Annotated in this window: 24 protein-coding genes; all 24 read left to right on the top strand. The window is 43.7% G+C overall.

The genetic code is table 11. The features are described from left to right. Positions 1–9: 9 nt before the first annotated feature. Positions 10–933, top strand: coding sequence for a cysteine synthase A (cysK, locus tag M0R36_00805; protein MCK9554349.1), 924 nt, complete (start codon positions 10–12; stop codon positions 931–933). A gap of 15 nt (positions 934–948) precedes the next feature. Beyond that, a complete protein-coding gene (locus tag M0R36_00800) occupies positions 949–1,428 on the top strand; it encodes a bifunctional precorrin-2 dehydrogenase/sirohydrochlorin ferrochelatase (GenBank protein ID MCK9554348.1) in 480 nt (159 codons plus the stop codon). Continuing rightward, entirely contained in the window at positions 1,397–2,380 is a 984-nt protein-coding gene (locus tag M0R36_00795) for a hypothetical protein (protein ID MCK9554347.1), read from the top strand. The genes M0R36_00800 and M0R36_00795 overlap by 32 nt, the downstream gene beginning before the upstream one ends. Then, positions 2,367–3,017, top strand: a complete 651-nt coding sequence (hemC, locus tag M0R36_00790; GenBank protein ID MCK9554346.1) for a hydroxymethylbilane synthase — start codon at positions 2,367–2,369, stop codon at positions 3,015–3,017. The genes M0R36_00795 and hemC overlap by 14 nt, the downstream gene beginning before the upstream one ends. Next, entirely contained in the window at positions 3,007–3,726 is a 720-nt protein-coding gene (cobA, locus tag M0R36_00785; protein MCK9554345.1) for a uroporphyrinogen-III C-methyltransferase, read from the top strand. Before hemC ends, cobA begins: the two co-directional genes overlap by 11 nt. Then, entirely contained in the window at positions 3,713–4,645 is a 933-nt protein-coding gene (gene hemB, locus M0R36_00780; GenBank protein MCK9554344.1) for a porphobilinogen synthase, read from the top strand. The genes cobA and hemB overlap by 14 nt, the downstream gene beginning before the upstream one ends. Next, the gene (locus tag M0R36_00775) at positions 4,627–5,883 is read left to right on the top strand and encodes a glutamate-1-semialdehyde 2,1-aminomutase (GenBank protein MCK9554343.1); all 1,257 of its coding nucleotides are present in this window, start codon (positions 4,627–4,629) and stop codon (positions 5,881–5,883) included. The genes hemB and M0R36_00775 overlap by 19 nt, the downstream gene beginning before the upstream one ends. Beyond that, positions 5,880–6,584 (top strand): hypothetical protein, encoded by a 705-nt coding sequence (locus M0R36_00770; GenBank protein ID MCK9554342.1) that lies wholly within the window; start codon positions 5,880–5,882, stop codon positions 6,582–6,584. The genes M0R36_00775 and M0R36_00770 overlap by 4 nt, the downstream gene beginning before the upstream one ends. Before the next feature lie 77 nt (positions 6,585–6,661). After that, positions 6,662–7,609, top strand: coding sequence for a transposase (locus tag M0R36_00765; protein ID MCK9554341.1), 948 nt, complete (start codon positions 6,662–6,664; stop codon positions 7,607–7,609). A gap of 80 nt (positions 7,610–7,689) precedes the next feature. Further along, positions 7,690–7,968 carry a GIY-YIG nuclease family protein gene (locus M0R36_00760; GenBank protein MCK9554340.1) on the top strand — a complete coding sequence of 93 codons (279 nt, stop codon included), beginning with the start codon at positions 7,690–7,692 and terminating at the stop codon, positions 7,966–7,968. A gap of 2 nt (positions 7,969–7,970) precedes the next feature. Next, positions 7,971–9,410 (top strand): tRNA (N6-isopentenyl adenosine(37)-C2)-methylthiotransferase MiaB, encoded by a 1,440-nt coding sequence (gene miaB / locus M0R36_00755; protein MCK9554339.1) that lies wholly within the window; start codon positions 7,971–7,973, stop codon positions 9,408–9,410. Continuing rightward, on the top strand, positions 9,407–9,931 hold the full coding sequence (locus M0R36_00750) for a tetratricopeptide repeat protein (protein ID MCK9554338.1): 525 nt from the start codon (positions 9,407–9,409) through the stop codon (positions 9,929–9,931). The genes miaB and M0R36_00750 overlap by 4 nt, the downstream gene beginning before the upstream one ends. Beyond that, the gene (mutS, locus tag M0R36_00745; GenBank protein ID MCK9554337.1) at positions 9,928–12,534 is read left to right on the top strand and encodes a DNA mismatch repair protein MutS; all 2,607 of its coding nucleotides are present in this window, start codon (positions 9,928–9,930) and stop codon (positions 12,532–12,534) included. Before M0R36_00750 ends, mutS begins: the two co-directional genes overlap by 4 nt. A gap of 35 nt (positions 12,535–12,569) precedes the next feature. Continuing rightward, on the top strand, positions 12,570–14,252 hold the full coding sequence (gene mutL, locus M0R36_00740; GenBank protein MCK9554336.1) for a DNA mismatch repair endonuclease MutL: 1,683 nt from the start codon (positions 12,570–12,572) through the stop codon (positions 14,250–14,252). A gap of 61 nt (positions 14,253–14,313) precedes the next feature. Next, positions 14,314–15,186 (top strand): tRNA (adenosine(37)-N6)-dimethylallyltransferase MiaA, encoded by an 873-nt coding sequence (gene miaA, locus M0R36_00735; protein MCK9554335.1) that lies wholly within the window; start codon positions 14,314–14,316, stop codon positions 15,184–15,186. Positions 15,187–15,466: 280 nt separating this feature from the next. Further along, entirely contained in the window at positions 15,467–15,880 is a 414-nt protein-coding gene (locus M0R36_00730; GenBank protein MCK9554334.1) for a GxxExxY protein, read from the top strand. Positions 15,881–15,962: 82 nt separating this feature from the next. Then, the gene (gene hflX / locus M0R36_00725) at positions 15,963–17,240 is read left to right on the top strand and encodes a GTPase HflX (GenBank protein MCK9554333.1); all 1,278 of its coding nucleotides are present in this window, start codon (positions 15,963–15,965) and stop codon (positions 17,238–17,240) included. 316 nt (positions 17,241–17,556) lie between these two features. Next, on the top strand, positions 17,557–18,168 hold the full coding sequence (locus M0R36_00720) for an N-acetylmuramoyl-L-alanine amidase (GenBank protein MCK9554332.1): 612 nt from the start codon (positions 17,557–17,559) through the stop codon (positions 18,166–18,168). A 119-nt stretch (positions 18,169–18,287) separates the two neighbouring features. After that, positions 18,288–19,328 carry a rod shape-determining protein gene (locus tag M0R36_00715; protein ID MCK9554331.1) on the top strand — a complete coding sequence of 347 codons (1,041 nt, stop codon included), beginning with the start codon at positions 18,288–18,290 and terminating at the stop codon, positions 19,326–19,328. An 11-nt stretch (positions 19,329–19,339) separates the two neighbouring features. Beyond that, positions 19,340–20,122: a rod shape-determining protein MreC gene (gene mreC, locus M0R36_00710; protein ID MCK9554330.1), complete on the top strand. Its 783-nt coding sequence runs from the start codon at positions 19,340–19,342 to the stop codon at positions 20,120–20,122. A gap of 18 nt (positions 20,123–20,140) precedes the next feature. Beyond that, the gene (gene mreD, locus M0R36_00705) at positions 20,141–20,629 is read left to right on the top strand and encodes a rod shape-determining protein MreD (GenBank protein ID MCK9554329.1); all 489 of its coding nucleotides are present in this window, start codon (positions 20,141–20,143) and stop codon (positions 20,627–20,629) included. Further along, positions 20,626–22,398, top strand: coding sequence for a penicillin-binding protein 2 (gene mrdA, locus M0R36_00700; GenBank protein MCK9554328.1), 1,773 nt, complete (start codon positions 20,626–20,628; stop codon positions 22,396–22,398). Before mreD ends, mrdA begins: the two co-directional genes overlap by 4 nt. Before the next feature lie 118 nt (positions 22,399–22,516). Beyond that, on the top strand, positions 22,517–22,885 hold the full coding sequence (locus tag M0R36_00695) for a response regulator (GenBank protein ID MCK9554327.1): 369 nt from the start codon (positions 22,517–22,519) through the stop codon (positions 22,883–22,885). 123 nt (positions 22,886–23,008) lie between these two features. Beyond that, the gene (locus M0R36_00690; GenBank protein MCK9554326.1) at positions 23,009–23,833 is read left to right on the top strand and encodes an HD domain-containing protein; all 825 of its coding nucleotides are present in this window, start codon (positions 23,009–23,011) and stop codon (positions 23,831–23,833) included. The last annotated feature ends 100 nt before the right edge of the window (positions 23,834–23,933 follow it).

Raw genomic sequence — 23,933 nt, 5'->3', positions numbered from 1 at the left:
CGCGAAGATATAGAAATAACAAAGAATATTCTCGAAGTCATAGGGAGGACCCCGCTCATAAGGCTCAATCGTATTCCTGGCATTGGCATGGCAGAAGTTTTGGCTAAAGTCGAATCGTTGAATCCTGGAGGTAGCTTGAAAGACAGGATAGCCGTTGCTATGATAAACGACGCGGAGAAGAATGGCATTCTTAAGCCGCATGGGACAGTTATAGAGCCTACGAGCGGGAATACGGGGATAGGTTTGGCTATGGTGTGCGCGGTCAAAGGTTACAGGTGCATACTTACTATGCCAAAGACAATGAGCCTTGAACGGATATATATACTGAAAGCATATGGCGCGGAGGTGGTTTTAACGTCCGGCGGCCAAGGGATGAAAGGGGCCATAAAAAAGGCGGAAGAGATACACAGAAAAATGCCTCACTCTTTTATGCCTCAGCAGTTCAAGCATTTGGCAAATCCACAAGTACACAGAGAAACGACTGCGCGCGAAATTCTTGCGCAAACCAAGGGCGCACTCGACGCTTTTGTCGCAGGCGTAGGTACCGGCGGGACCATAACGGGTGTTGGTGAAATCCTTAAGAAGCATGATCATAGAATAAGAGTGATAGCAGTCGAGCCGGAAACGAGCGCTGTCCTGTCAGGTAAAGAGCACGGGATGCATAAGATACAGGGCATAGGCGCAGGCTTTGTCCCGGATATTCTTAATAGAAGCGTAATAGATGAGATTATAACGGTAAGTGACCGCGATGCGTATGAAGCCGCTAAACTATTGGCAAAACAAGAGGGCCTATTTTGCGGCCTATCTTCAGGCGCGACGCTTGTGGCCGCATTAAAAGTCGGAAAGGCATTAGGCCCCGGCAAGAGGGTTGTCACGGTATTCTCCGATACGGGAGAAAGATATTTTTCGACGGCCCAATATTTTGAATTTTAAGCAGGGTGGTATTCAATGGAAGAGACATATTATCCGATAGCCATTAAATTGAAAGACAGAACCGCCATTGTCGTTGGCGGTGGAAAGGTTGCCGAGAGAAAGGTACAAACGCTGCTTGAGTTCGGAGCGTGTGTTCGCGTTATCTCGCCTGAATTAACAGCACGGCTGCAGAAGTTGTCCCGATTTCGCCGCATCACATGGACAAGGAGGGTTGTGCGGTCTTCGGATATAAAGGGTGCGGATATAGTCATAGCTGCCACTTCCGATGTAACCGTGAACAAAAATGTAAGCAGGCTGGCCAAAAGGGCGGGCATACAGGTAAATGTCGTGGATAATCCTGCTCTGTGCAGCTTTATTTCGCCGGCAGTTTTTCATGCGAGTGACGCTGTTGTGGCCGTGTACACGCACGGCCGGGATCCTGTTTTGAGCAGGGACATTAAAAATTTCCTTAAGGAGCAATGGGATGTATTTTTATCTTATAGGGATAGATTATAAAAGAGCGCCGATAGATGTCCGGGAAGGGATCTATCGCGAGCGGAAGGCCATTGCCGATTTCTGGAGAGACATAGATTCGCAAGGGCATGCCATACTCATTACTTGCAACCGGCTGGAAGTATATGGCGTGGCCTTGGATCCAGACGATGCCTTTAGCAATATCCGCCGGTTTTCCGAGCGTTTTCCTGATTTCGCCAAATATGCATATATAAAATACGGTCAGGCTCAAGTATTCCGCCATTCGCTACGATTAGCTTCCGGACTGGAGTCGCAGCTTCGGGGGGAAAAAGAGATTCTGAAGCAACTCGACATTTGGAGACATGCTATTTTGTCGCACTCTATTAAGAACATGTGGTCCAGCGCCATATCGATATCGAAGAAAATACGCTCCGCTTCGAGGCTTGAAGAGGACAATGACAATCTTGCTGTACTGATTTTCAACGATATACGCAACAGGTTGAGAGAGAGTAAAACGTATAATATCATCGTAGTCGGCACCGGCAAAGTCGCGGAGATAATCGCAAAGAATCGCCCGCCTGAAGCGCATATAAGGTTTGCGGCGCATAAGCATTATAAAAAGGCAGAGAAATTAGCCTCTCGCACAGGCGGCACTGCAATTCATTTAGAAGATATACCGGATACTGTAACCGGAGCGGACGTTTTGATATGCGCAACATCGAGCCCGCATTATGTCATAACCAGAAGCCACCTTAAGGCATTGACGGCAGGACGACGTAGCCACCCGCTCTATATTTATGACCTTGCGGTTCCAAGAGACGTAGAGTCGGAGATAGCGGTTCTTGATGGCATATTTTTACAGAATCTGGATGATCTGCGCAGTATCTTTAGCCGGCATAATGAATCCAAGCGGGAGCGCGTAAGATTGGCGGCCGAGTTTATAGAAAACGTTTTAAAAATGGGAGAGGATGTCGTTCATAATGCATACCTATAAAGCTGGAACGCGGCCGAGTCCGTTAGCTTTGAAGCAGGTTGAAGAGATACAGAAGCGCCTGCCGAGTATCAGTCTTGAGACGGCTGTTATCCGTACGCGGGGGGATAAGGATAAAGTTTCTTCTCTATGGAACGAGCAAGAGACCGATTTCTTTACCCGTGAAATAGAGTCGGCCCTGTTGGGTAAATCTATAGACATAGCAATACACAGCGCCAAGGACATCGAGATTGACATGCCCGCGGGGCTTGTCATAGCGGCCATAACATCATCGATAAGTCCTTTCGAATGCCTGGTGTCCAGAGATAACTTTTCTCTAAGAAATTTAAAGAGCGGCGCAATTGTGGGCACCAGCAGCCGCAAGCGCAAAGTTGCTTTGACCGGTTTCAGGCCCGACCTTGTTGTGAAAGATATACGCGGCAACATCGATGAAAGACTGAAGCAGTTAGATGATGGGAGATTCGATGCCATTATAGTAGCGCACGCTGCCCTGATTAGGCTTAATCTTGAGCACAGAATAACCAAGATCATACCGAAGGAGATTATGGAACCACACCCTTTACAGGGATGTCTCGCCGTTCAAATCAGGAGTGATAGGCAGGATTTGTTAAGTATTTTCAGGAGTATAAATGAAAATTAAAATGGGAAAAGTATATATTGTCGGTGCCGGACCAGGTGATCCGGAACTTATCAGCGTAAAAGCGTTCAAGACGCTTAAAAAGGCTGACTGCGTACTCTATGACTTTTTGTCGAGTCCTGCGCTTTTGAAACATGTTAAAAAGGGAGCTAAAAAAATATGCGTCGGGAAAACGGATGGCCTACATCTTAAGGAACAGGACGAAATAAACAAACTGCTTTATGATAATTTTGGCAGATACAGATATGTTGTACGCCTTAAAGGAGGCGATCCGGCTGTCTTCAGCCGCGGTTTTGAAGAAGAGAGATATTTATCGGCGCGCGGTGTTCCGACAGAAGTGATTCCGGGGATAACGTCAGCCATAGCGGGCCCTGAATCATTTGGCATACCGCTTACCGTAAAGAACAAAATACAATCATTTGCCGTATTGACAGGACGCAAAGAGGACCCGGACGCCGAGATCGACGCGCCGGATTGCCCTACGCTTATATATCTAATGGGTGTAGCCAATATCAGAAATATAGTAAAGGCGCTAAGGAAAAGCAGACTTCCTGACGTAACTCCATGTGCGTTCATTGAACGGGCAACCATGAAGTCGGCAAGGATCGTTAAAGCGACGATAGGGACCATTGTAAAAGAGACAGCAAGGCAAAAAGTGAAACCACCGGCCGTTCTGATCGTAGGTGAGGTAATAAATTATGCGAAAATATAACAGTGTTGCCATAAATGCGAAAGATCTCGTATATCCTTTATTTATAAAGAATGGCAAAGATATAAGGGAGGAGATATCTTCCATGCCTGGTATTTACAGGTTCTCTCCTGATACCGTTGTTCGGGAGGCCAGAGAGATAAAGAAACAAGGTATAAGAGCTGTTCTTTTATTCGGTGTGCCGGATAAAAAAGACAGTGATGGAACTGGTGCTTATAAAAAGGACAGCGCGGTTGTCAGTACTGTAAGAAATTTAAAGCGCGAAGTCCCCGGCCTCATTGCAATGACGGATGTATGTCTTTGCGCATATACGTCCCATGGACATTGCGGTATCGTCAGGCCGGGACAAAAGTCAATCGCTCACAAAGCTACTCTTGATGTGCTTTCCAGGATGGCACTGTCGCACGCTGAAGCCGGTGCGGATTATGTTGCGCCTTCGGCCATGGCAAAGGCTCAGGTATCCGTTATAAGAAAAGCATTGGATGCCCACGGTTTTAAGAATACTAAGATAATGGGGTATTCAGCGAAGTTCGCATCATCCTTTTACGGCCCTTTCAGGAACGCGGCAGGCTCGTTCCCTAAATTCGGCGACAGGAGTGGTTATCAGCTCGATTATAAGGATGCCGAAAAAGCTCTCACTGAAATAGCGGATGATATAAAAGAGGGCGCCGACATCGTTATGGTTAAACCTGCTTTGGCGTATCTTGACATAATCTATAGAGCAAGGGAGAGATTTAGAACAAAGCTCGCTGCCTATAACGTAAGCGGTGAATATGCTTTTGTTAAAAACGGGGCAAAGTTTGGATTGTGGAATGAGAAGAAAATAGTATTTGAGATAATAACTTCAATCAGACGTGCCGGTGCGGATCTAATTATTACCTATCATGCGAAGGACATTGCGCGATGGCTAAAAGAACGATAAATTCTAAATTATTTGATGAGGCTCAAAAATATCTAGTGAACGGCGTCGATAGTCCCGTGCGCGCTTTTCATTATGTAGGTTGTGATCCGCTTATAATAAAAAAGGGCCATGGTTCAAAAGTTTACGATCATGACGGCAATGCGTATATCGATTATGTGCTGTCGTGGGGAAGCCTTATCCTGGGCCATGCATTTCCTGGCGTTGTGAATGCGGTCAAGGATGCTGCCCATAACGGTTTGAGCTTTGGCGCGACTAATATAAAAGAAGTAGAATTAGCGAAATTGATCCGAAAGGCGATACCGTTTGCCGAAAGGTTAAGATTTGTCAATTCCGGCACTGAAGCCGTGATGGGCGCGGTAAGGCTGGCCCGAGGCTATACAAGAAGAGATAAGATAATAAAATTTGAGGGCGCATATCATGGCCACGCAGATTACCTGCTTACAAAAAGCGGTTCAGGGCTCGCGACCCTCGGGATTTCATCGAGTGCCGGCATCCCAAAAGATTTTATAAAACATACGATAATAGTTTCATTAAATGATACCGAAGCCGTTGAGCATGTATTTAAAAAGCACGGCCGCGAGATCGCTGCTATATTGGCCGAGCCGGTCGGTGGCAATTACGGTGTTTTACCGCCTGATATAGATTTCTTAAAAAGATTAAGACAGCTGACTGTGAAATACAAGGCTTTATTAATATTCGATGAAGTCATTACCGGTTTTCGTTTCGGATTCGGTTCAGTTGCTCAGCGTTTCTGTATTATCCCGGATCTCATCGTGCTGGGCAAGATTATAGGCGGCGGCCTTCCGATAGGCGCGTATGGGGGCAACGCAGCTATCATGAAACATCTTGCGCCGTCCGGTAACGTATATCAGGCGTCGACGTTTGCAGGCAACCCCATCGTAGCGGCGTCAGGGTTTGCCACCCTAACGGCGCTGAAAGAACAAAAGGATGATTACACAACGCTGGAGAATATTACGAAACAGCTTGTTTTTGATATTTGGAGGATGTCGGTAAAATATAAAATAGCTTTAATAATAGATTCGTATGGTAGCATGTTCAGCCTGAAGTTTGCAAAAAAGAACAAATTCAAGCTCTTCTATAAGACAATGCTGGAAAGAGGCGTGTATCTGGCGCCTTCCGAGTTTGAGGCAAACTTTCTTTCGTTCGCGCATACTAAAAAGGATATCGAAGACACCGTAAGGGCCGCCGATGCGGCATTTAGGAGGGTTATAAAATGACGCCGGAAAATATCGATTACGATAATTTGAAAAAACGCGGCTTCTTAAAACAAAAACAGGAGGGATTCTTTGTTTTAAGGGTTATAATGCCGTCAACCGGCGTATTTTCCGCCGCACAACTTACGACCTTGGGTGAAATATCGCGAAAATACGGCAAGGGGATTGTGCATGCCACGACGCGGCAGGGGCTTGAGATACCGTTCATTAAATATGAGGATATACCTAAAATTGAAAAAGAAGCTGTATTCGCAGGTATCAGTGTGGGTGCGTGCGGTCCCCGGCTCAGGGCTACCACAGTATGTCCCGGCAATAACTGGTGTAAACAAGGACTTATAAATACGTTTTCTCTAGCCTCTAGAATTGAAAAAGAATTGGGCTTGAAGAGTGGTTTAGACTTGCCTCATAAATTCAAAATAGCTATCTCCGGCTGCCCTAATGCCTGCACTCGGCCCCAAGCCACCGAAATAGGGGTGCATGGCCAGCTTGATAGCGTCACAAAAGAGATTGGCTATATAGTCTATGTTGGAGGTTGCGGAGGCAGAGAACCTAAAGCCGGTATTAAGAGTGATAAAGTTTATACCGAAGATGAGGTTTTGCATATTGTGGAAAAAGTTGTGAAATTTTATAAACATCATGCCAAACCCAGACAGCGGCTCGGGACATTAATTGAGGAGATTGGGAAAGAGAGCTTAGGAATATAGGGAATAGGGAATATAGGGTCAGACCCGGAAAACGGAAAATAGTTGACAACCAACTTAAAAAGCATTAAAATTTCTGCATGGCTAGACCTTGTCGCTTACAGGCCGAAAACTGCTTTTATCATATAACCAGCCGGGGAAATGATCGCAAGAATGTATTCCTAAGTGATTATGACTTTGAGAAATTCCTCGAGTATCTTTTACAAGCCAAGGACAAATATAAGTTTAATCTTTACGCTTACTGTTTAATGTCTAACCATTACCATTTATTTATTGAAATATTACAGCCTAATTTGTCAAAGATAATGCAGTATCTTAATACTGCTTATACAGTATATTACAACAAAAAGCACAATAAGACTGGCCACTTATTTCAAGGTAGGTATAAATCATTATTAGTTGATGAAGATAACTATTTTATGGAACTTACCCGCTATATACATCTTAACCCGGTAAGAGCTAAAATGGTAGATTTACCTCAAAAATACCGATGGTCTAGCTTCAAAGGATTCATAAAGCCTAAAACTGATAAGTATATCGATTATCCCGAGCTTAACAGCTATTTAGGTATGAAACCGACTGATTATAAGGATTTTGTTTTAAGCGAGATAGGCAAGAATAATGCTTTGCTTGATAAGGTTTACGCTAGTTTTTTTCTGGGGACCAAAGACTTTATTAAAGATAAGCTGAATGAATTTAGGCCTGAGATAGAATCAGGCGATTTTGCTCATAAGAAAAAACTTCAGTCAACCGTATCAATTGATGATATAGTAAATACTGTTGCTAAGGTTTTTAATGAGACTGAAGAGACTGTATTTGCTAAAAAAAACAGCCAATCGAACACACGTAAGATCGCTATCTATATTGCTAAAAACATAACCGCTTTAACTAATAAAGAAATTGGAAGCCGTTTTGATATAAGTGATTCAGCTGTAGGTAAGATAAATAAGATGGTTGTCGGCTTATTAAATGAGGATAAACGTTTAAGGAAGAGGGTCGACGGTGTGTTTTCCGTTTTCCGGGTCTGACCCTGCGGTATGTGCGGAAAAGTATTCGATATTTTTCTCATCAGGATTCGGCATGACATTCAGGCATATAAAGTGAAGGCATGAAGAAAAAATTTGTTCGCAAACAGCTGTTTTATGTTTATATACTTGAATGTCAAGACGGGACATATTATACCGGGTATACGAATGATTTAGAAAAAAGGATTAAGGAGCATAAGGACAATAAACGCGGAGCTAAATACCTGCGCGGAAAGAAGCCTTTTAAAGTTGTCTATACTAAAGAGTATAGGTATTTTAAAAGGGCGGTATCGGAGGAGAGTAGAATCAAGAAATTAAGACGATGGCAAAAACAGAAATTGTTAGATACATTTAAAAAATGACAATGAAAAAAGAACGTACAAATATAAATATTGATAGCGGTTTGCTCCAAACTCAAAACAGCGGCAAAATCTCTCAGCAAAAAAAGGCTTCGACATTTTGCTCGCCTGAGTTCGGAGTGACACCCATAGGTCTTCGAGTTTTCTTAAAGACCTATGGGTGTCAGATGAACGAGCTCGACTCGGAGGCGATGGCGGGGGCGATGTCGGAGCTGGGTTATGAGACGGTTTCTTCAGAGAAAGACGCGGATGTGATAATCCTTAACACATGCACCGTGAGGGACCTTGCGGAGAAAAAGGCGCTGGGGAAAATAGGCGCTCTCAAAAAACTGAAAGACGCGAATAAAAAACTGGTGATAGGCGTGGCGGGATGCCTTGCCCAGCAGAGAGGCGAGCAGCTTTTAAGAAGGTTCAAACACCTGGATTTTACAGTAGGGACAAGGGAAATAGATGCAATCCCGGAACTGGTAGCCGAAGCGATGGCAGGAAGGCGGCAGATATCGCGCCTTTGCGGCAGGAGAAAAATAACCGAACCGGCGGTATATAAAAGAATGCATGACGTAAAGGCTTTTGTTTACGTGATGAGGGGATGCGAAAATTTCTGTTCATACTGCATTGTGCCTTACGTGAGGGGCCACGAGGTAAGCAGGCCTTCTTTTGAAATAATTGATGAAATAAAGGAGCTCTCGGATTCAGGCTATAAGGAAGTGTGCCTGCTGGGGCAGAATGTAAATTCATACGGCAGGGGGCTTCATGAGAAAATAGATTTCACGGGGCTTCTTGAAAAGATAGATAAAATATCCGGGCTTGAAAGAATAAGGTTTATGACTTCTCATCCCAAAGATATTTCGGACAGGCTGATAAGAGCGGTCGAGGCGCTTGATAAGGTGTGTGAAAGTATACATTTTCCTTTGCAATCAGGTTCTGATAAGATACTAAAACTGATGAACAGGGGTTACACTTACGCGGATTACCTGAAAATTGTTGATAAACTCAGGAAAAATGTTAAGGATATTGCAGTCAGCACTGATATAATCGTGGGTTTTCCGGGTGAGACCGAACAAGATTTCCGGCAAACCGTAAAAGCTTTTAAGGAGATAGAATTTAACAGCTCTTTTATTTTTAAATATTCGCCAAGGAGCGGAACGAAAGCCGCTGAACTGGATGATGATGTCCCTTCTAAAGTCAAGCTTGAGAGAAACAGGGAACTGCTCGATCTCCAGGATGAAATAAGCGTACGGAAGAATAAAAAACTTATCGAAAAAAAACTGGAAGTCCTTATCGAAGGCCCGAGCAGAAAAGATAAAAACATCTCAACGGGAAGGACAAGGCAGAATGTTATAGCCTTATTCGAGCCCGGTAAACACGCTAAAGGCGATGTAGCCGGTTTTGTTCCCGGTTCGGCAAGTTCGTCGGTCCTTCGCGGAAAATTAACGGATAAATGATGTTAAAACATAAATATTTAATTTTTGTCTTCGCTGTATTGTTCCCGGCTGTGGTATCGGCGGGCCCCGCGGATTTTAAAAAGGCGGCAGGCTATTACAGCCGTAAAGAATACCAGAAAGCTTTTGATATCTACGAGGGCGAAGCCAAAGAAGTAAAAGACCATTCCGTCAAATCCGAAATATATTACTGGATGGGGCAGTGCTGTCTGGGAATGCAGAAGGGCGAGAAAGCGAGAATGTTTTTTGAGCTTTCGATGGATATTTACCCGAATTCGGGAATGGCGGTTCTGAGCCAGGCGGGAATAGGAGACTCATATTTTACTGATAAAGATTACCGCAAGGCGCTGAATGTTTACACATGGGTATATAATATGAACCCCAAATGCGAAATCAGTTCGACACTGCTGTTTATGATATCGGAATGCTTTAGAAACCTCGGAGAAAAATCGAATGCCGAGGCCTATGTAAAAATGCTGAAAAAAAATTATCCCAAAAGCCCGGAAGCAATGATAGCCAGATGACGGAAGATAACAACCTGACGCCGATGATGCAGCAATACAGGAAGATCAAAAAGGATCATCCCGATTGTATCCTTTTTTTCAGGCTCGGTGATTTTTATGAGATGTTTTATGACGACGCCAAGACGGCTTCAAAAGCTATCAATCTGGCGTTGACCGCGCGCCACAGCGTGCCGATGTGCGGTATTCCCTATCATGCCGCGGAGTCATATATAGCAAAACTTATCAGGCAGGGGTTTAAAGTCGCCATATGCGAGCAGATGGAAGACCCGTCGAAGGCGAAAGGTATCGTCAAAAGGGAAGTCGTAAAAGTCATTACTCCCGGAACAGCGCTCAACGCGTCGGTGCTTGATGAGAAAAGCAATAATTACCTTGCCGCTTTATGCAGAGCCGGCGGAGTTTGGGGGGTGTCTTTTCTTGATGTCAGCACGGGGGAGCTTCTGGCGACCGAGTTTTCCTATATCGAAGATGTAATCAACGAACTTGAAAAAATAAAACCTTCGGAGCTTATTATCAGCGATAAACTCGCCGACGATGAAGAATATTCGAGAGTGAGAAAGAAAATGAATATCTCCGAAGCCGTCCTTGAAGACTGGCTTTTTGATTATTCCTCCGCTTATTCCGCGATAGCCGACCTGCTTGAAGTGAAGTCGCTTGACGGTTTCGGCGCGAAGGGGATGTTTCCCGCCATATCTTCCGCGGGGGCGGCTATCCATTACGCGCAGGATAAGCTCAAAGAACAGCTTAACCACATTAAGACATTCAGGCTGTACGCGTCGTCCGAGTTTATGATGATAGATACGGCGACGCAGAGAAACCTTGAATTGCTGGAAAATTCAAGGGGAGAAAAAAAGAGCACCCTTTTTGCCGTGCTTGACAGGACGGCCACTTCAATGGGTTCAAGACTGCTTTCGCAGTGGATAAAACAGCCCCTTGTGAGGATAGACGATATCCTCAACCGCCAGAATTCCATCACGGAGTTTATTTCTAACCTGAGCGTTACAAGAAAAATCGCAGACAGCCTGAAAAAGATGACAGATGTTGAAAGGACGCTCGGCAGGATAAGCTGCGGTTATGCCAACGGGAGAGACCTTATCTCCCTCAGAAACGCGTTGCTTCTTCTTCCGGGAATAAAAGAAGACCTGAAGATTTATTCTTCCGTTCTTGCCGAAGGGGCGAAGAATGATATATCTGATTTTGATGATATCACCGGATTAATAGAGGGATCAATTGAAGACGCGCCTCCCGTATCCGTAAAAGACGGGGGAATGATTAAAAAAGGGTATAATGCCGAACTTGACGCCCTGAAGGAGATAACGGCTTCAGGAAAAGACTGGCTGAAGAAACTCCAGGAAGAGGAAATTAAAAAGACAGGGATCAAAAGCCTGAAAGTCAGGTATAACAAAGTGTTCGGATATTATATCGAAATCACTAAATCGAACCTGGATATGGCGCCGGAAAATTATATAAGGAAGCAGACGCTTGTTAACAGCGAGCGCTTTATTACGCCGGAACTTAAGGAGCACGAGACAAAGGTCCTCAACGCGCAGGATAAGATGAAGGAACTTGAATACAGCCTGTTTCTCGGGATAAAAGATAAAATCGTGAATGAAGCGGCCAGGATAAAAAAAGCTTCATCCGCTGTCGCTTTGCTTGATTTGCTCTCTTCAATGGCTCTGCTTGCCGTGGAGAACAATTACACGTGCCCGGCAATAAACGAAGACGATATTATAGAAATCAAAGCGGGGAGGCATCCCGTTCTCGAGAATATCCTTATAGGGGAAAAGTTCATACCCAACGATGTTTATCTGGATAATTCCGAGAACCAGGTGCTTATAATAACCGGGCCTAACATGGCGGGAAAATCAACGTATATAAGGCAGACCGCGCTTGTAGTGCTTATGGCGCAGATGGGAATTTATATACCCGCCGACAGGGCCGTGATAGGCACGACAGACAGGATATTTACAAGGGTCGGCGCGTCGGATGAATTATCGAAAGGCCAATCCACTTTTATGGTCGAGATGATAGAAACGGCAAATATACTTAACAATGCGACGTCAAAAAGCCTTGTTATCCTGGATGAAATAGGTAGGGGAACAAGCACGTTCGACGGCATAAGCATAGCGTGGGCGGTTGCCGAGTTCCTGCATAATTCCCGGAAAGCGCATGCCAAAACACTGTTTGCCACGCATTACCACGAATTGACGGAACTTGAAGAGCTTCTGCCGGGAATCAAAAATTACAATATAGCCGTGAAGGAATGGAATGACGAAATCCATTTCGTAAGGAAAATAGTCAGGGGCGGGACCGATAAAAGTTACGGGATACATGTCGCGCGGCTTGCCGGGCTTCCGCGGCAGGTAATCAGCAGGGCAAAGGAAATACTCGAGGTGCTTGAGGAAAATGCCAGGGAAAATATTACCATCCAGAAGTCCAGGGCAGGGAAGGTTACTGACGCGGGACAGATGAACCTTTTCCTTGGAGGCAAGCATCCGGTGGAGGAAGAGCTTGAAAAAATAGATATAGAGAATATGACCCCCATACAGGGGCTTTTGAAACTGAAGGAACTTAAAGAAAAGTTTAATGATACAGATACTCAATAACCCGGTAACTTACTAACTCAGTAATTATATTTATTATGGGCAAGATACGGATTTTATCAGATAGTGTCATAAATAAAATAGCCGCCGGCGAGGTTGTCGAAAGGCCGGCTTCTGTTTTAAAGGAACTTATCGAGAACGCTATTGACGCGGGTTCAAAAAGGATAGAAGCGGAGATAACCGCCGGCGGCAAATCATCCATTCTTATAAAAGATGACGGCGAAGGAATGGACAGGGATGACCTTATACTTGCCGTTGAGCGCCACGCGACAAGTAAAATAAAAGATTTTGCCGATATAGACAGATTAAAATCACTCGGGTTCAGGGGTGAGGCCCTTTCCAGCATTTCCGCCGTATCAAAAACGGAGATAATATCCATGCGGCGCGGCAAGAGCGAAGGCGACAGGATGTTTGTTGACGGCGGGAAAATAAAATTTGTGGAAAAAACAGGAGCTTCGCGCGGGACAACGGTCAGGATCCGGGATTTATTTTTCAATGTTCCCGCCAGGAAAAAGTTTTTAAAAAGCACCGCGACGGAAGAATACTGGTGCGACAGGATAATGGCTGAATACGCGCTTTCGCGCAGGGATGTCTTTTTCAAATACACTAAAGACGGCAAGCCGGCGTTTGTTTTTTCGGAAAAAGATTCACTGGAGCATATCGCATCAAGACTTATATCCGGAGAATTCGCGAAGGAATATGCGGCAATAGATTTTTCAGCCGGCAGTATTTCCGTTAAAGGCATGGCAGGCAGGCCGTCGTTAAACCGTTCGGACAGAAGCCAGCAATTCTTTTTTGTCAACGGCAGGCCGGTCAAAAGCAACGTTCTTTCCTATGCCCTGGCCGAATCCTACAGGAATTCGATGGGTAAAGACCGCTATCCCGTGTGTTTATTGATGATAGAACTGGAGCCGTCCGCTTTCGATGTGAATGTCCACCCGTCCAAGAGAGAGATAAAATTCAAAGATGAGAAAAGCATAAGGTCTTTGGTATCGGAAGCTGTTTCCGTGGTTTTTGAAGATAAAATCAGGGAAGGCATTCCGTCATATCAAAAGCGGCGGCCTTCTTCCGAAGCGGCGGATATCCCGCATGTAAAAGAAAAACAGGAAGAATTTGCTGTTTCCTCGGCAAGGGAAATGCCCGGATACAGGTTAATCGGACAGTTCGATAACACGTATATAATAATAGAAGAGAACAGCGAGCTTTTTCTTATAGACCAGCACGCCGCGCAGGAAAGGATTAATTACGAGAAACTGCTCGGTTCTCTTGAAGGGGATAAGCCTTCTGTCCAGTTTCTTTTAAGCCCGGTGATACTTGAGCTGCAAAAAGCCCAGTTCGAGAAAATATCGGAGATAAAAGGAGAACTTACATCAATGGGTTTTGAGATAGAACCGTTCGGGCAGGAAGCTTACAGGATAGAGGGGATGCCTTCATTCCTTCCCGCGTTCGATATCGAAATCGTGTTTAAGGATTTAGCGGATATGATGGTAAGAGAAAAATACAGGGATATGAAAGAGAGAACCGAAAAAATGGCGAAGATGTTTGCCTGCAGGCGGTCCGTCAAAGCTGGAGATAAGCTTGATGCGCTCGGTATGAAAAGCATACTGGACGGATTATCGAAGACGGAATATCCCGACACCTGTCCCCATGGCAGGCCCGTTAAAGTGAGGATAGAAAAAGATATGATACAAAAATGGTTTAAAAGAGATTATAAAGATTAAAAACAGTAAAAATTTTCCCATTATATTTATTGTCGGGCCTACCGCCGCGGGCAAGACCGGAATTGCCGTTAAACTTGCCGAAAAAATAGACGCTGAGGTGATTTCGGCAGACTCTATGCAGGTGTATAAATGCCTTAATATAGGGACAGCAAAGCCGTCTTCCGCCGAATTAGGAAAAATAAAATACCACCTTATAAATATTAAAAGCATTAATGAAGAATATAACGCCGGAATTTTTGTCGAGAGCGCTTTAAAATGCATAAAAGAGATATTGGCGAAAAAGAAGAATGTTATCGTCGCGGGAGGGACAGGACTATATGCGAGAGGCCTGCTCTACGGGCTGAAAGAAACCTGTCCCGGAGATAAGGATTTCAGGGGCAAAGCGGAGTTGAAAGACACAAAAGAACTTTATAAAGAGTTAAAGTCAACTGACCCCGAAGCGGCGCAATCGATCGGGCCCCATAACAGGAGAAGGATTATCCGCGCTTTGGAAGTCTATTATGTTTCCGGAAAGAAATTTTCGGAAAACGGGAACTGGGATACCGCAAAAAGACCCGAGATATTCGGAAGAAGATGCGTTGTATTCGGGCTTGATATGGACAGAGCCGGGCTTTACAGGAGGATCGAAGAACGGGTCGACAGAATGGTTAAAGCCGGTTTGGCTGAAGAGGCCGAAAAAGTTATTAAATCCCCTGATTTTAAAGATTCCACCGCTGTGCAGGCGATAGGTTACAAAGAATTTATCCCTTGTTTTGAAGGAAGTGTTACACTGGATGAGGCGATTGAAGCGCTTAAAAAGAATACGAGGAATTTCGCGAAGAGGCAGATGACATGGTTCAGGAAGGAAAAATGGGTGAACTGGATAAAGGTTGATGATATGACGGCGGCGGAGGTTGCGGAGAAAATTGAAAACTGTATTAAAATCAGAACATAGTAACCACAGATGACACAGATTACACAGATAAAAAATATATAAACACTTTAAAATAGTAACCACAGATGACACAGATTACACAGATAAAAAATATATAAACACTTTAAAATAGTAACCACAGATGACGCAGATTACACAGATAAAAAAAGATATAAACACTATTAAAAATAGCAACCATAGATAATCACAGATAGATAAAAATAGTTTAAAAGCACATAAGTATATAAGACAAGTGAGCAAAAGAAATATTAACCGGGGAAAGTATAAAAAGGAATAATAAATGTATATAGACAGCAAGACAAAAAACGCAGTATTAGATAATGAATTTATATACAAGAATGAAGCATATAAAATTCTTGGCGCTTGTTTTGAGGTATATAATGAACTTGGAACTGGTTTTCTTGAGGCGATATATCAAGAATGTTTGAGAATAGAGTTTTCTAAAAGAAAAGTTCCATTTATAGAAAAACCGTCATTGACAGTGAAGTATAAGGGAGAACAGTTAAAGCAGAAATATGAACCTGATTTTATATGTTTTGACGAAGTTATTGTTGAGATAAAGGCGGTAAAATCTATAGCAGAAGAACATAAAGCGCAAATACACAATTATTTAAAGGTAACAGGTAAACGTTTAGGTTTTTTAATTAACTTTGGCAGCTATCCCGGAATAGAATATCAGAGAATTATTAGATGATTTAATAAAAGTTTTATCTGTGTGTATCTGTGTTATCTGTGGTTAAAAGTAAGTGTTTTGATAGTTAATAGGGTTTGTAATATTGAAAAAGATTGTAGATCTCAGCAAAGAGAAAATAAAAGAGATAGTCGTGACAGTGGGCATGCAGTACGGGCCCTCAGACAAATGGCATGTCAGGGATTCCCTTGCAGAACTTAAACAGCTGGCATATACCGCCGGCGGAACCGTTATAAAAGAATTTACCACGGTGAGAAATGCCCCGACGCCCGCTCATTTTGTCGGCAAAGGTAAACTCGAGGAAATCCGGGTGTTTTGCGAAGGCGCGGGTGTGACGACGGTTGTTTTTGATGACGACCTTTCGCCTGCCCAGAAAAAGAACCTGACAGAAGAGCTCAAGACAAAGGTATTGGACAGGACCGAACTTATACTTGATATATTCGCTCTTCACGCCGTCACGGCCGAAGGAAAACTTCAGATAGAAAAGGCCCAGCTTGAATACCTTCTTCCAAGGTTGAGAAGGGCGTGGACCCATCTTTCGAGGCAGGAAGGCGGGATAGGGATGAGAGGTCCCGGGGAAAGACAGCTTGAAGTCGACAGGAGGCGGGTTAAAGAGAGGATATATCATTTAGACGCCAAACTTAAGGAACTGAGGGAAGCGCGGGGTTTGAGAAGAAAAAAACGCCAGGCTGTCCCTGTCACTGTCATATCCATAATAGGTTATACCAACGCGGGCAAGTCAACATTACTCAACTCCCTGACCGGCGCCGGAGTCCTTGTCGAAGATAAATTGTTCGCTACACTTGATACCACAACAAGGATGTATTTTCTTCCGTCGGGCCAGAAGGTGCTTTTGACCGATACCGTCGGTTTCCTGAACAAGCTTCCGCACGGCCTTATCGAATCTTTTAAAGCGACGCTTGAGGAAGTCACCGAGTCGGACCTGTTGCTTTATATCCTTGATTCGAGCCGTGAAGATGCGCTCGAACAGGATAAAGCCGTTAAAGAAGTGCTCAAAGAACTTAAAGCCGACGGCAAGCCCGCAATAAAAGTTTTCAATAAATGCGATATCGAAACATCCGCGGGTAATATCGCCGGGCTTAAGAGGTTTTATCCCGACGGGATAGAAATATCGGCCCTTAAGAAACAGGGTTTTGAAAAACTTAACGATAAAATCCAGTCAGAGATAGACAAAATCCTTGTAACGCAGGAATACAGGATACCCGTCAGGGATTATCATCTTGTAAACAGGTTTTATGAAATGGGAAATGTAAAGAAGGTCGAATACAAGGATGATGAAATAGTGATTATCGCCGAAACGCCGGCAAGGTTGTCGGCTGAAATGAAGAGATATAGAAGATAGGTTAAGGTTGAGGTTAAGGTTGAGGTTAAGGGGGGAGAGATTAAGGGATAAATTTTTCGGGGACGCTTGAAAGCCCGCCGAGCTTTACTGCGCTTGACTTTTTTGCTTGCTCGCCTCTGGCGAGGATGACATAGATAATCACATATAAAAAAGTAAAAAAACATATAAATAGTTTGAAAATAAAAAACTATAAATTCTTAAATTTTTCTTTTGTATTTAATGTCTTCTATCTGTGTAAATCTGAGTTATCTGTGGTTGAAAAATTAAAATGTTCTTGTTTTGAATAAGAAAAGAGAGCTAAAGGAGAATCCTGCGGATGTCGCGCAATCTGAAATCCTGTGTTTTTTATTCTTTAGCATTGATATGCGTGTTCTTGCGCGCTGATGTTTTCGCGGTTCCGGCCGAAGCGCAAAAAGGCGACTGGAAATATATAGTCATACACCACAGCGCTACCGCTACAGGAAACGCTGCTATATTCGACAAATCCCATAAGAGAAGAGGGATGAAGAACGGGCTTGCTTACCATTTTGTGATAGATAACGGGACAAGCGGAAAAAGGAACGGACAGATAGAAACCGGTTCAAGATGGAAACGCCAGATAGAAGGAGGGCACGTAAGGCAAAGATGGCTTAATATCCAGGGGATAGGGATATGCATAGTCGGCAACCTTAATGAAAAAAGCATGACGGAAAAACAGTACTGGTCACTGGTATGGCTGACAAAAGATCTCATGAAAAAGTATAATATCCCTCAGAATAAGGTTCTTTTTCACGGAAAAATCAAAGGGGAATCCACCGAATGCCCCGGAAAGAAATTCCCTTACGCCAGGTTCCAAAAAGATATAAATATCAGCAATAATACAAATTCAAACAGCAGGAATCCTAAAAAAACAAAAAATTCAAAAAATACAAGAAGAACGGCAAAATAAAAAGTGTTGATTTTATCCGTTCCGTTTGGTATAAAAAATTCGGATTATAAACTGTTTTCAGATAAAAACTCAAAATTAAACTACCGGCTTTAAAACGCCTTCCATGATAGGGGGAGTAAATGTTTCTGGATTCTATTTTCGGTCTTTTCTCAAGCGATATAGGTATTGACCTGGGAACAGCCAACACACTGGTTTATGTCAAAGGCAGGGGAATTGTACTGTGCGAGCCGTCCGTTGTTGCCATACAGGAAGGCACGACAAATGTCCTGGCGGTCGGAGAAGAAGCAAAAAGGATGTTGGGAAGGACTCCGGGAAATATTGTAGCCGTCAGGCCGATGAAAGACGGCGTGATATTCGATTTTGAAATAACTGAAAACATGCTGCGTTATTTTATCCAGAAGGTCCATAACAGGAAAGCGCTTGTCAGGCCGAGAATAGTGATAGCTGTCCCTTCGGGTATTACCGAGGTTGAAAAAAGAGCCGTTATTGAGTCATCCGAGCATGCCGGAGCAAGAAAGGTTTTCCTTATCGAAGAACCTATGGCGGCGGCTATCGGAGTGGGACTTCCTGTCCAGGAACCGGCCGGCAATATGATAGTTGATATCGGCGGCGGCACGACGGAAGTGGCTATTATCTCTCTTGCGGGTATAGTGTTTTCAAGAAGCATAAGGACCGGCGGCGATGAAATGGATGAAGCCGTAATAAAATATATGAACCGCCAGTATAATCTTCTCATCGGTAAAAATACCGCTGAAAATATAAAAATAAAAATCGGCTCCGCGTACAAGCTGGATGAAGAAGTGTCGATGGAAGTCAAAGGAAGAGACCAGATAGCGGGACTTCCGAAAACATTGACCGTCCGTTCCGAAGAAATAAGGGAAGCTCTTATGCAGCCGGTTAACACGATAATCGAAGTTGTAAGGACTTCACTCGAAAGATGTCCTCCGGAACTTGCGGCCGATCTTGTTGACAGGGGTATAGTTATCGCGGGCGGAGGAGCGTTAATGAGAGGCCTTGATAAACTTCTTGCCGAAGAAACAGGGCTTCCTATACATGTTGCCGATGACCCGTTGTCTGCGATTGCCCTTGGAGCAGGCAAGGTCCTTGACGAACTGAAATTCCTTGAAAAAATTCAGGTGCGGAGAAAGCGCGGAACGTAGGTAGACTTTAAATGTTATGGCGGAAAAGGGCTTTTGTACTATCAATTATTCTCGCTTTGTTTTTTATACTTGCCTTCAGCCCGTTTTCAGGCTCTGTTAAGAATTTTTGTGTTAATCTCGTCCATCCTTTCTTTAATATTACGGAAAGTATCAGGAACAATATTTCGTCCTTGTCCGATTTTGCGAGACTGAGGTCCATAATCGCGGAAAACGAAAGGTTGAAAGAGGAAAATAACCTCTTAAAAATAAATATCCTTGAATCCAGGGAAGCCGCAATCGAAAACACCCAGCTCAGAAAACTTCTTGAATTTAAAAGAAGAGTTCCGTTCCAGACCATACCCGCCGAGGTAATCGGCAGCGATATTTCAAACTGGAACAAGACAATCCTCATAAACAAAGGTTCAAAGGACGGTATCAGGGGCAATATGGTTGTTGTATCCGGAGCCGGGCTTGTCGGAAACGTTATAGAAGTACATGAGGATATTTCCCGTGTCCTGCTTATTAATGATGTTAAAAGTAAATGCAGCGCTATGATACAGGAGACAAGGGATATGGGCATGGTATCCGGTGACGGGGCCGGAGGGCTTAAAATGTCTTATATATCCAGGAACTCCGGAGTTGAGAAAGATAATATCGTTGTTACTTCGGGAATGGGCGGAATTTACCAGAAAGGGCTTCTTATAGGCTCCATAATCAGCATTTATACGGAAGAAGATGAACTGAATAAATTCGCGAAGGTGAAACCCGAGGTGGATTTTAACAGGATAGAAAATGTGCTGATTATAGTAAAATAGTTAAAAAGCGGGATCTTAATGTTAAAAATAAAATTCATAATTATCATTCTTATCATGTTGGTCATCGAAGTTGCTTTTTTAAGCCCGACAAGGATAATGGGAGTGAAACCCGATTTAATGCTGATAATTACATGTTACGCAGCGCTGTTGTTCGGATTCGGGCCAGGGTGTTTTGTGGCTTTTATATCCGGTTTCCTGAGTGATTGTTTTTCAGGCGGTTCCATGGGAAGCATGATGATTGCGTCTCTTATCAGCGTTTTTGTCATTACTTTCATAAGGAAACATCTGTATAAGGAGCATTTGACGACAAAGTTTACCGTGATATGGCTTTGTTCGTATATATTCGCGTATGTGTCGGTGAATTTTACCAATATTATGCATGACATCGGAAAAGTCAGAATGCTGAATATAGAGTTCAGCGCGTTCGCGTTTGTTAACCTTGCTTTCTGCTGTATCTTAATTCCTCTGCTCGACTTTATCTTCAAAAAAGAGGTCCGCTACAAATGATCGGTCCGGGCCTGTTAAATGAAATGCATCCCAGGCTGAGGATTATTGCTGTTTTAGGTTTAATCCTCGCACTTGTGCTGATGATTAAACTTTTTATTATACAGGTTGTGGATTATCCGAAATACAGTGAATATTCAGCGAATAACAGGATCCGCATCATAAGGACAATGCCTCTCCGCGGAAATATCTATGACAGAAACGGCAGGCTTCTTGCCGACAACAGGCCTTCGTATAATGTCTGTCTGGTTGAAGAAGATATTAAAGATAAGGATAAAACCATGTATTTCCTTGAACAGGCTCTCGGGCTTGACAAAGATTATGTCCGGAAGAAACTCAAGGAATACAGGTGGCGGCCCTATACTCCCGTTGTGATTAAAAGGGATATACAGGAAAAAGAAGTTGCGCAAATAGAGGAAAACCGGCTTGACCTGCCCGGTGTCATCGTAGAAAGGATCCCCGCGAGAAATTATGTTTATAGCAATGCGGGAAGTTCGCTTATAGGTTATGTCGGAAAGATAAGCAGGGATGAGTATGAGAGAAATAAAGACAAAGGATATTCCGCGGATGATATGACCGGTATTACGGGGCTTGAAAAAGAATATGAGCGTTATCTGAGAGGCGAAAAAGGCGGTATGCAGGTGCAGGTTGACAGCCGGGGTTACAGGGATAAGATATTGAAATCACATCCTTCCTCTAGAGGATATGACATATACACCAGTATAGATATAGACCTTCAGAAAGATGTTGAAAATATTATGTCCGGCGTTAAAGGAGCAGCAATCGCCCTGGATCCGAGGAATGGAGAGGTGCTTGCGCTGTCGTCAAAACCCGATTTTGACCCGAACGTTTTTTCGGGTTTTGTAGAGCAGGAAGAAATCGACCTGATAATTAAAAGTAAAGACCTTCCTCTCCTGAACAGGGCGATAGGCGGCATGTATCCTCCCGGTTCTGTATTTAAAGTGGTTATCGCCCTGGCGTCCCTTGACAGGCCTGATTTTTCCGCAAACACAAAACATCATTGCCCGGGCAGTTTCAGTTTTGGGGACAGGGTGTTTAATTGCTGGGAAAAAAGAGGGCATGGTTATGTCGACCTGACGGATGCCATAAAATATTCGTGCAATATTTATTTTTATAATGAGGGGTTGAATTGCGGGGTCGATAGGATAATTGAAACAGCTGAAAATTACGGCTATGGGCAGAAAACAGGCATAGACATTTACGGCGAAGTGTCACCCGATCTTCCGGGCGCGGAATGGAAAAAGGAAAAATTCGGGCAAAACTGGTACAGCGGGGATACGGTTAACCTGTCAATAGGGCAGGGATATATTTTAACAACTCCCCTGCAATCCGCGGTTTTTTTATCCGCGGTCGCAAACGGAGGTAAAGTGTACAGGCCCAGAGTGGCTCTTTCCGTGGTAAAACATAATACGGGCGATAAGATCAAAGAGTTTTTGCCGTTTGAAAAGTCCGCGTTCCCGATAAGCGAAAAAAAACATAAGATGATAAAGGATTCCATGTGGAGGGTGGTTAACGAGACGCATGGAACGGGAACGGCGGCTGCGGCGCCGGGTTTCGATGTCTGCGGAAAAACGGGGACTGCCCAGGCAGGCAGCGGAACGCACGCGTGGTTCGGAGGGTTTGCCCCGAGGGATAACCCGGAAATTGTTGTTGTAGTGCTTATTGAAGGCGGAGAATCAGGCGGCCATTCGGCGGCTCCTCTTGCCGGACGTATTTTTAAGTCATATTATGAGAGATATAAGAAAAAATAATGTGATTTTTTTCCTGAAAAACAGACTAATTACTTGAAAAAAATATCTTTATAGCGTAATATTTAATAGTCTATTGTTAAGGTTACCATTTTTAGGCCGCATCTGATTGGAGGAACAATTGAAAAAAATTCTGATAGTTGATGACCAGCCCGAAGTAAGGGAGTTAGTCACCATCACCCTAAAAAATGAAAACTATAAAATCCTGGAAGCCAGCGAAGGGAAAGAATCCATAAATATCATCAAAAAAGAAAAACCCGATGTAATCCTTCTTGATATTATGCTGCCGGGAGAGATTGACGGTTTTGAAGTATGCCGCCGGATAAGAGAAGACAAAGAATTCAAAAATATTTTTATTGTTATGCTTAGTTCCCAGGGCTCCGAGGAAGATATCGAAAAGGGCAAGCAATTTGGAGCCGATGATTATTTTGTCAAGCCGTTCAGCCCGCTTCAGCTAATAAAGAAAGTCGAAGACCTGCTGGGCAGCTGAGCCTTAAAAAGACGTTTTTTTGTGGTATAATTTAATAGGGATATAACTGTTTTCGGTTCATTTGGAAAGTTGGGGGGATTTTCCGGTGTAAACTGGAGGATAACCAGCAGTGTGGAGTTGTGTATGACAAAGAAAAACAATAACACGGCGCCCGGAAAAATTACAGGTGATGTACATACAAAATTGATCGAAAGTTATGATAATCTTAAGTCCGAGATAAGCAGAAGCTACGACCAGGCCAAGATATACGCCAGAGAATTGAACGACGCCCTTAAAGCAATGAAAACAGGCGATGATGAGCTGAAAAAGGCGCGTTCAATGATGGAGAGAATAAGGCAGCAGAGCCTTATATATGCAAAAGAACTCCAGTTAGCCCACCAGCAGATAGAGAAAAGCTCGTTAAACACACTTGAAGTGCTCGCTGAAGCGTTGGATGCCAGGGACCATTATACAAGCGGCCATTCAAAAAGAGTCACGGATTTTTCCGTTCAGATAGCTGAAATCATGAAACTTCCGCATAAGGAAATTGAAGTCATAAAACAGGCCGGGCTGTTACATGATATAGGAAAGATAGGTATAAGAGATGAAATTCTTCTCAAGCCGGGCAAATTAACAAAGGATGAATACGAGCTTATCAAACAGCATCCTTTAAAGGGTTATAAAATGTTGAAAGGCCTTTCGTTTCTTGAAAACGCGCTTGACTGCATCCTTTATCATCATGAGGAATTTAACGGCACAGGATACCCTGAAGGGCTGAAAGGCGAAGACATTCCCATCGGCGCCAGGATAATTCATGTCGCCGATACGGTTGACGCTATGACCACAGAAAGGCCTTACCGTAAAGCGCTGACTCTGGAAACGGCGATCGATGAACTCAGAAAATTCAAAGGCGTCCTTTTTGACCCCTTCGTTGTCGAGGCTTTCCTGATAATTCAGAAAGTTTTGTAGAGTGATTTCCTTAATCCAAACAGCAAAAAAGAGAGAATATATTTGAACCACAGATAGCACAGATTTACACAGATAGGGAAAAGCATTAAATAATCAAAGA

This window comes from bacterium (assembly GCA_023228325.1).
Lineage (GTDB): Bacteria > Auribacterota > UBA6266 > UBA6266 > UBA6266 > UBA6266.
The sequence above is the reverse complement of the archived record's forward strand: the minus strand, read 5'-3'. Positions and strand labels throughout refer to the sequence as shown.

Bases quoted from the DNA above. Each gene is read 5' to 3' on its own strand.
- M0R36_00800 (MCK9554348.1), top strand. From the start codon at position 949: ATGGAAGAGACATATTATCCGATAGCCATTAAATTGAAAGACAGAACC.
- M0R36_00795 (MCK9554347.1), top strand. From the start codon at position 1,397: ATGTATTTTTATCTTATAGGGATAGATTATAAAAGAGCGCCGATAGAT.
- hemC (MCK9554346.1), top strand. From the start codon at position 2,367: ATGCATACCTATAAAGCTGGAACGCGGCCGAGTCCGTTAGCTTTGAAG.
- cobA (MCK9554345.1), top strand. From the start codon at position 3,007: ATGAAAATTAAAATGGGAAAAGTATATATTGTCGGTGCCGGACCAGGT.
- hemB (MCK9554344.1), top strand. From the start codon at position 3,713: ATGCGAAAATATAACAGTGTTGCCATAAATGCGAAAGATCTCGTATAT.
- M0R36_00775 (MCK9554343.1), top strand. From the start codon at position 4,627: ATGGCTAAAAGAACGATAAATTCTAAATTATTTGATGAGGCTCAAAAA.
- M0R36_00770 (MCK9554342.1), top strand. From the start codon at position 5,880: ATGACGCCGGAAAATATCGATTACGATAATTTGAAAAAACGCGGCTTC.
- M0R36_00765 (MCK9554341.1), top strand. From the start codon at position 6,662: ATGGCTAGACCTTGTCGCTTACAGGCCGAAAACTGCTTTTATCATATA.
- M0R36_00760 (MCK9554340.1), top strand. From the start codon at position 7,690: ATGAAGAAAAAATTTGTTCGCAAACAGCTGTTTTATGTTTATATACTT.
- miaB (MCK9554339.1), top strand. From the start codon at position 7,971: ATGAAAAAAGAACGTACAAATATAAATATTGATAGCGGTTTGCTCCAA.
- M0R36_00750 (MCK9554338.1), top strand. From the start codon at position 9,407: ATGATGTTAAAACATAAATATTTAATTTTTGTCTTCGCTGTATTGTTC.
- mutS (MCK9554337.1), top strand. From the start codon at position 9,928: ATGACGGAAGATAACAACCTGACGCCGATGATGCAGCAATACAGGAAG.
- mutL (MCK9554336.1), top strand. From the start codon at position 12,570: ATGGGCAAGATACGGATTTTATCAGATAGTGTCATAAATAAAATAGCC.
- M0R36_00730 (MCK9554334.1), top strand. From the start codon at position 15,467: ATGTATATAGACAGCAAGACAAAAAACGCAGTATTAGATAATGAATTT.
- M0R36_00720 (MCK9554332.1), top strand. From the start codon at position 17,557: ATGTCGCGCAATCTGAAATCCTGTGTTTTTTATTCTTTAGCATTGATA.
- M0R36_00715 (MCK9554331.1), top strand. From the start codon at position 18,288: ATGTTTCTGGATTCTATTTTCGGTCTTTTCTCAAGCGATATAGGTATT.
- mreC (MCK9554330.1), top strand. From the start codon at position 19,340: ATGTTATGGCGGAAAAGGGCTTTTGTACTATCAATTATTCTCGCTTTG.
- mreD (MCK9554329.1), top strand. From the start codon at position 20,141: ATGTTAAAAATAAAATTCATAATTATCATTCTTATCATGTTGGTCATC.
- mrdA (MCK9554328.1), top strand. From the start codon at position 20,626: ATGATCGGTCCGGGCCTGTTAAATGAAATGCATCCCAGGCTGAGGATT.
- M0R36_00690 (MCK9554326.1), top strand. From the start codon at position 23,009: ATGACAAAGAAAAACAATAACACGGCGCCCGGAAAAATTACAGGTGAT.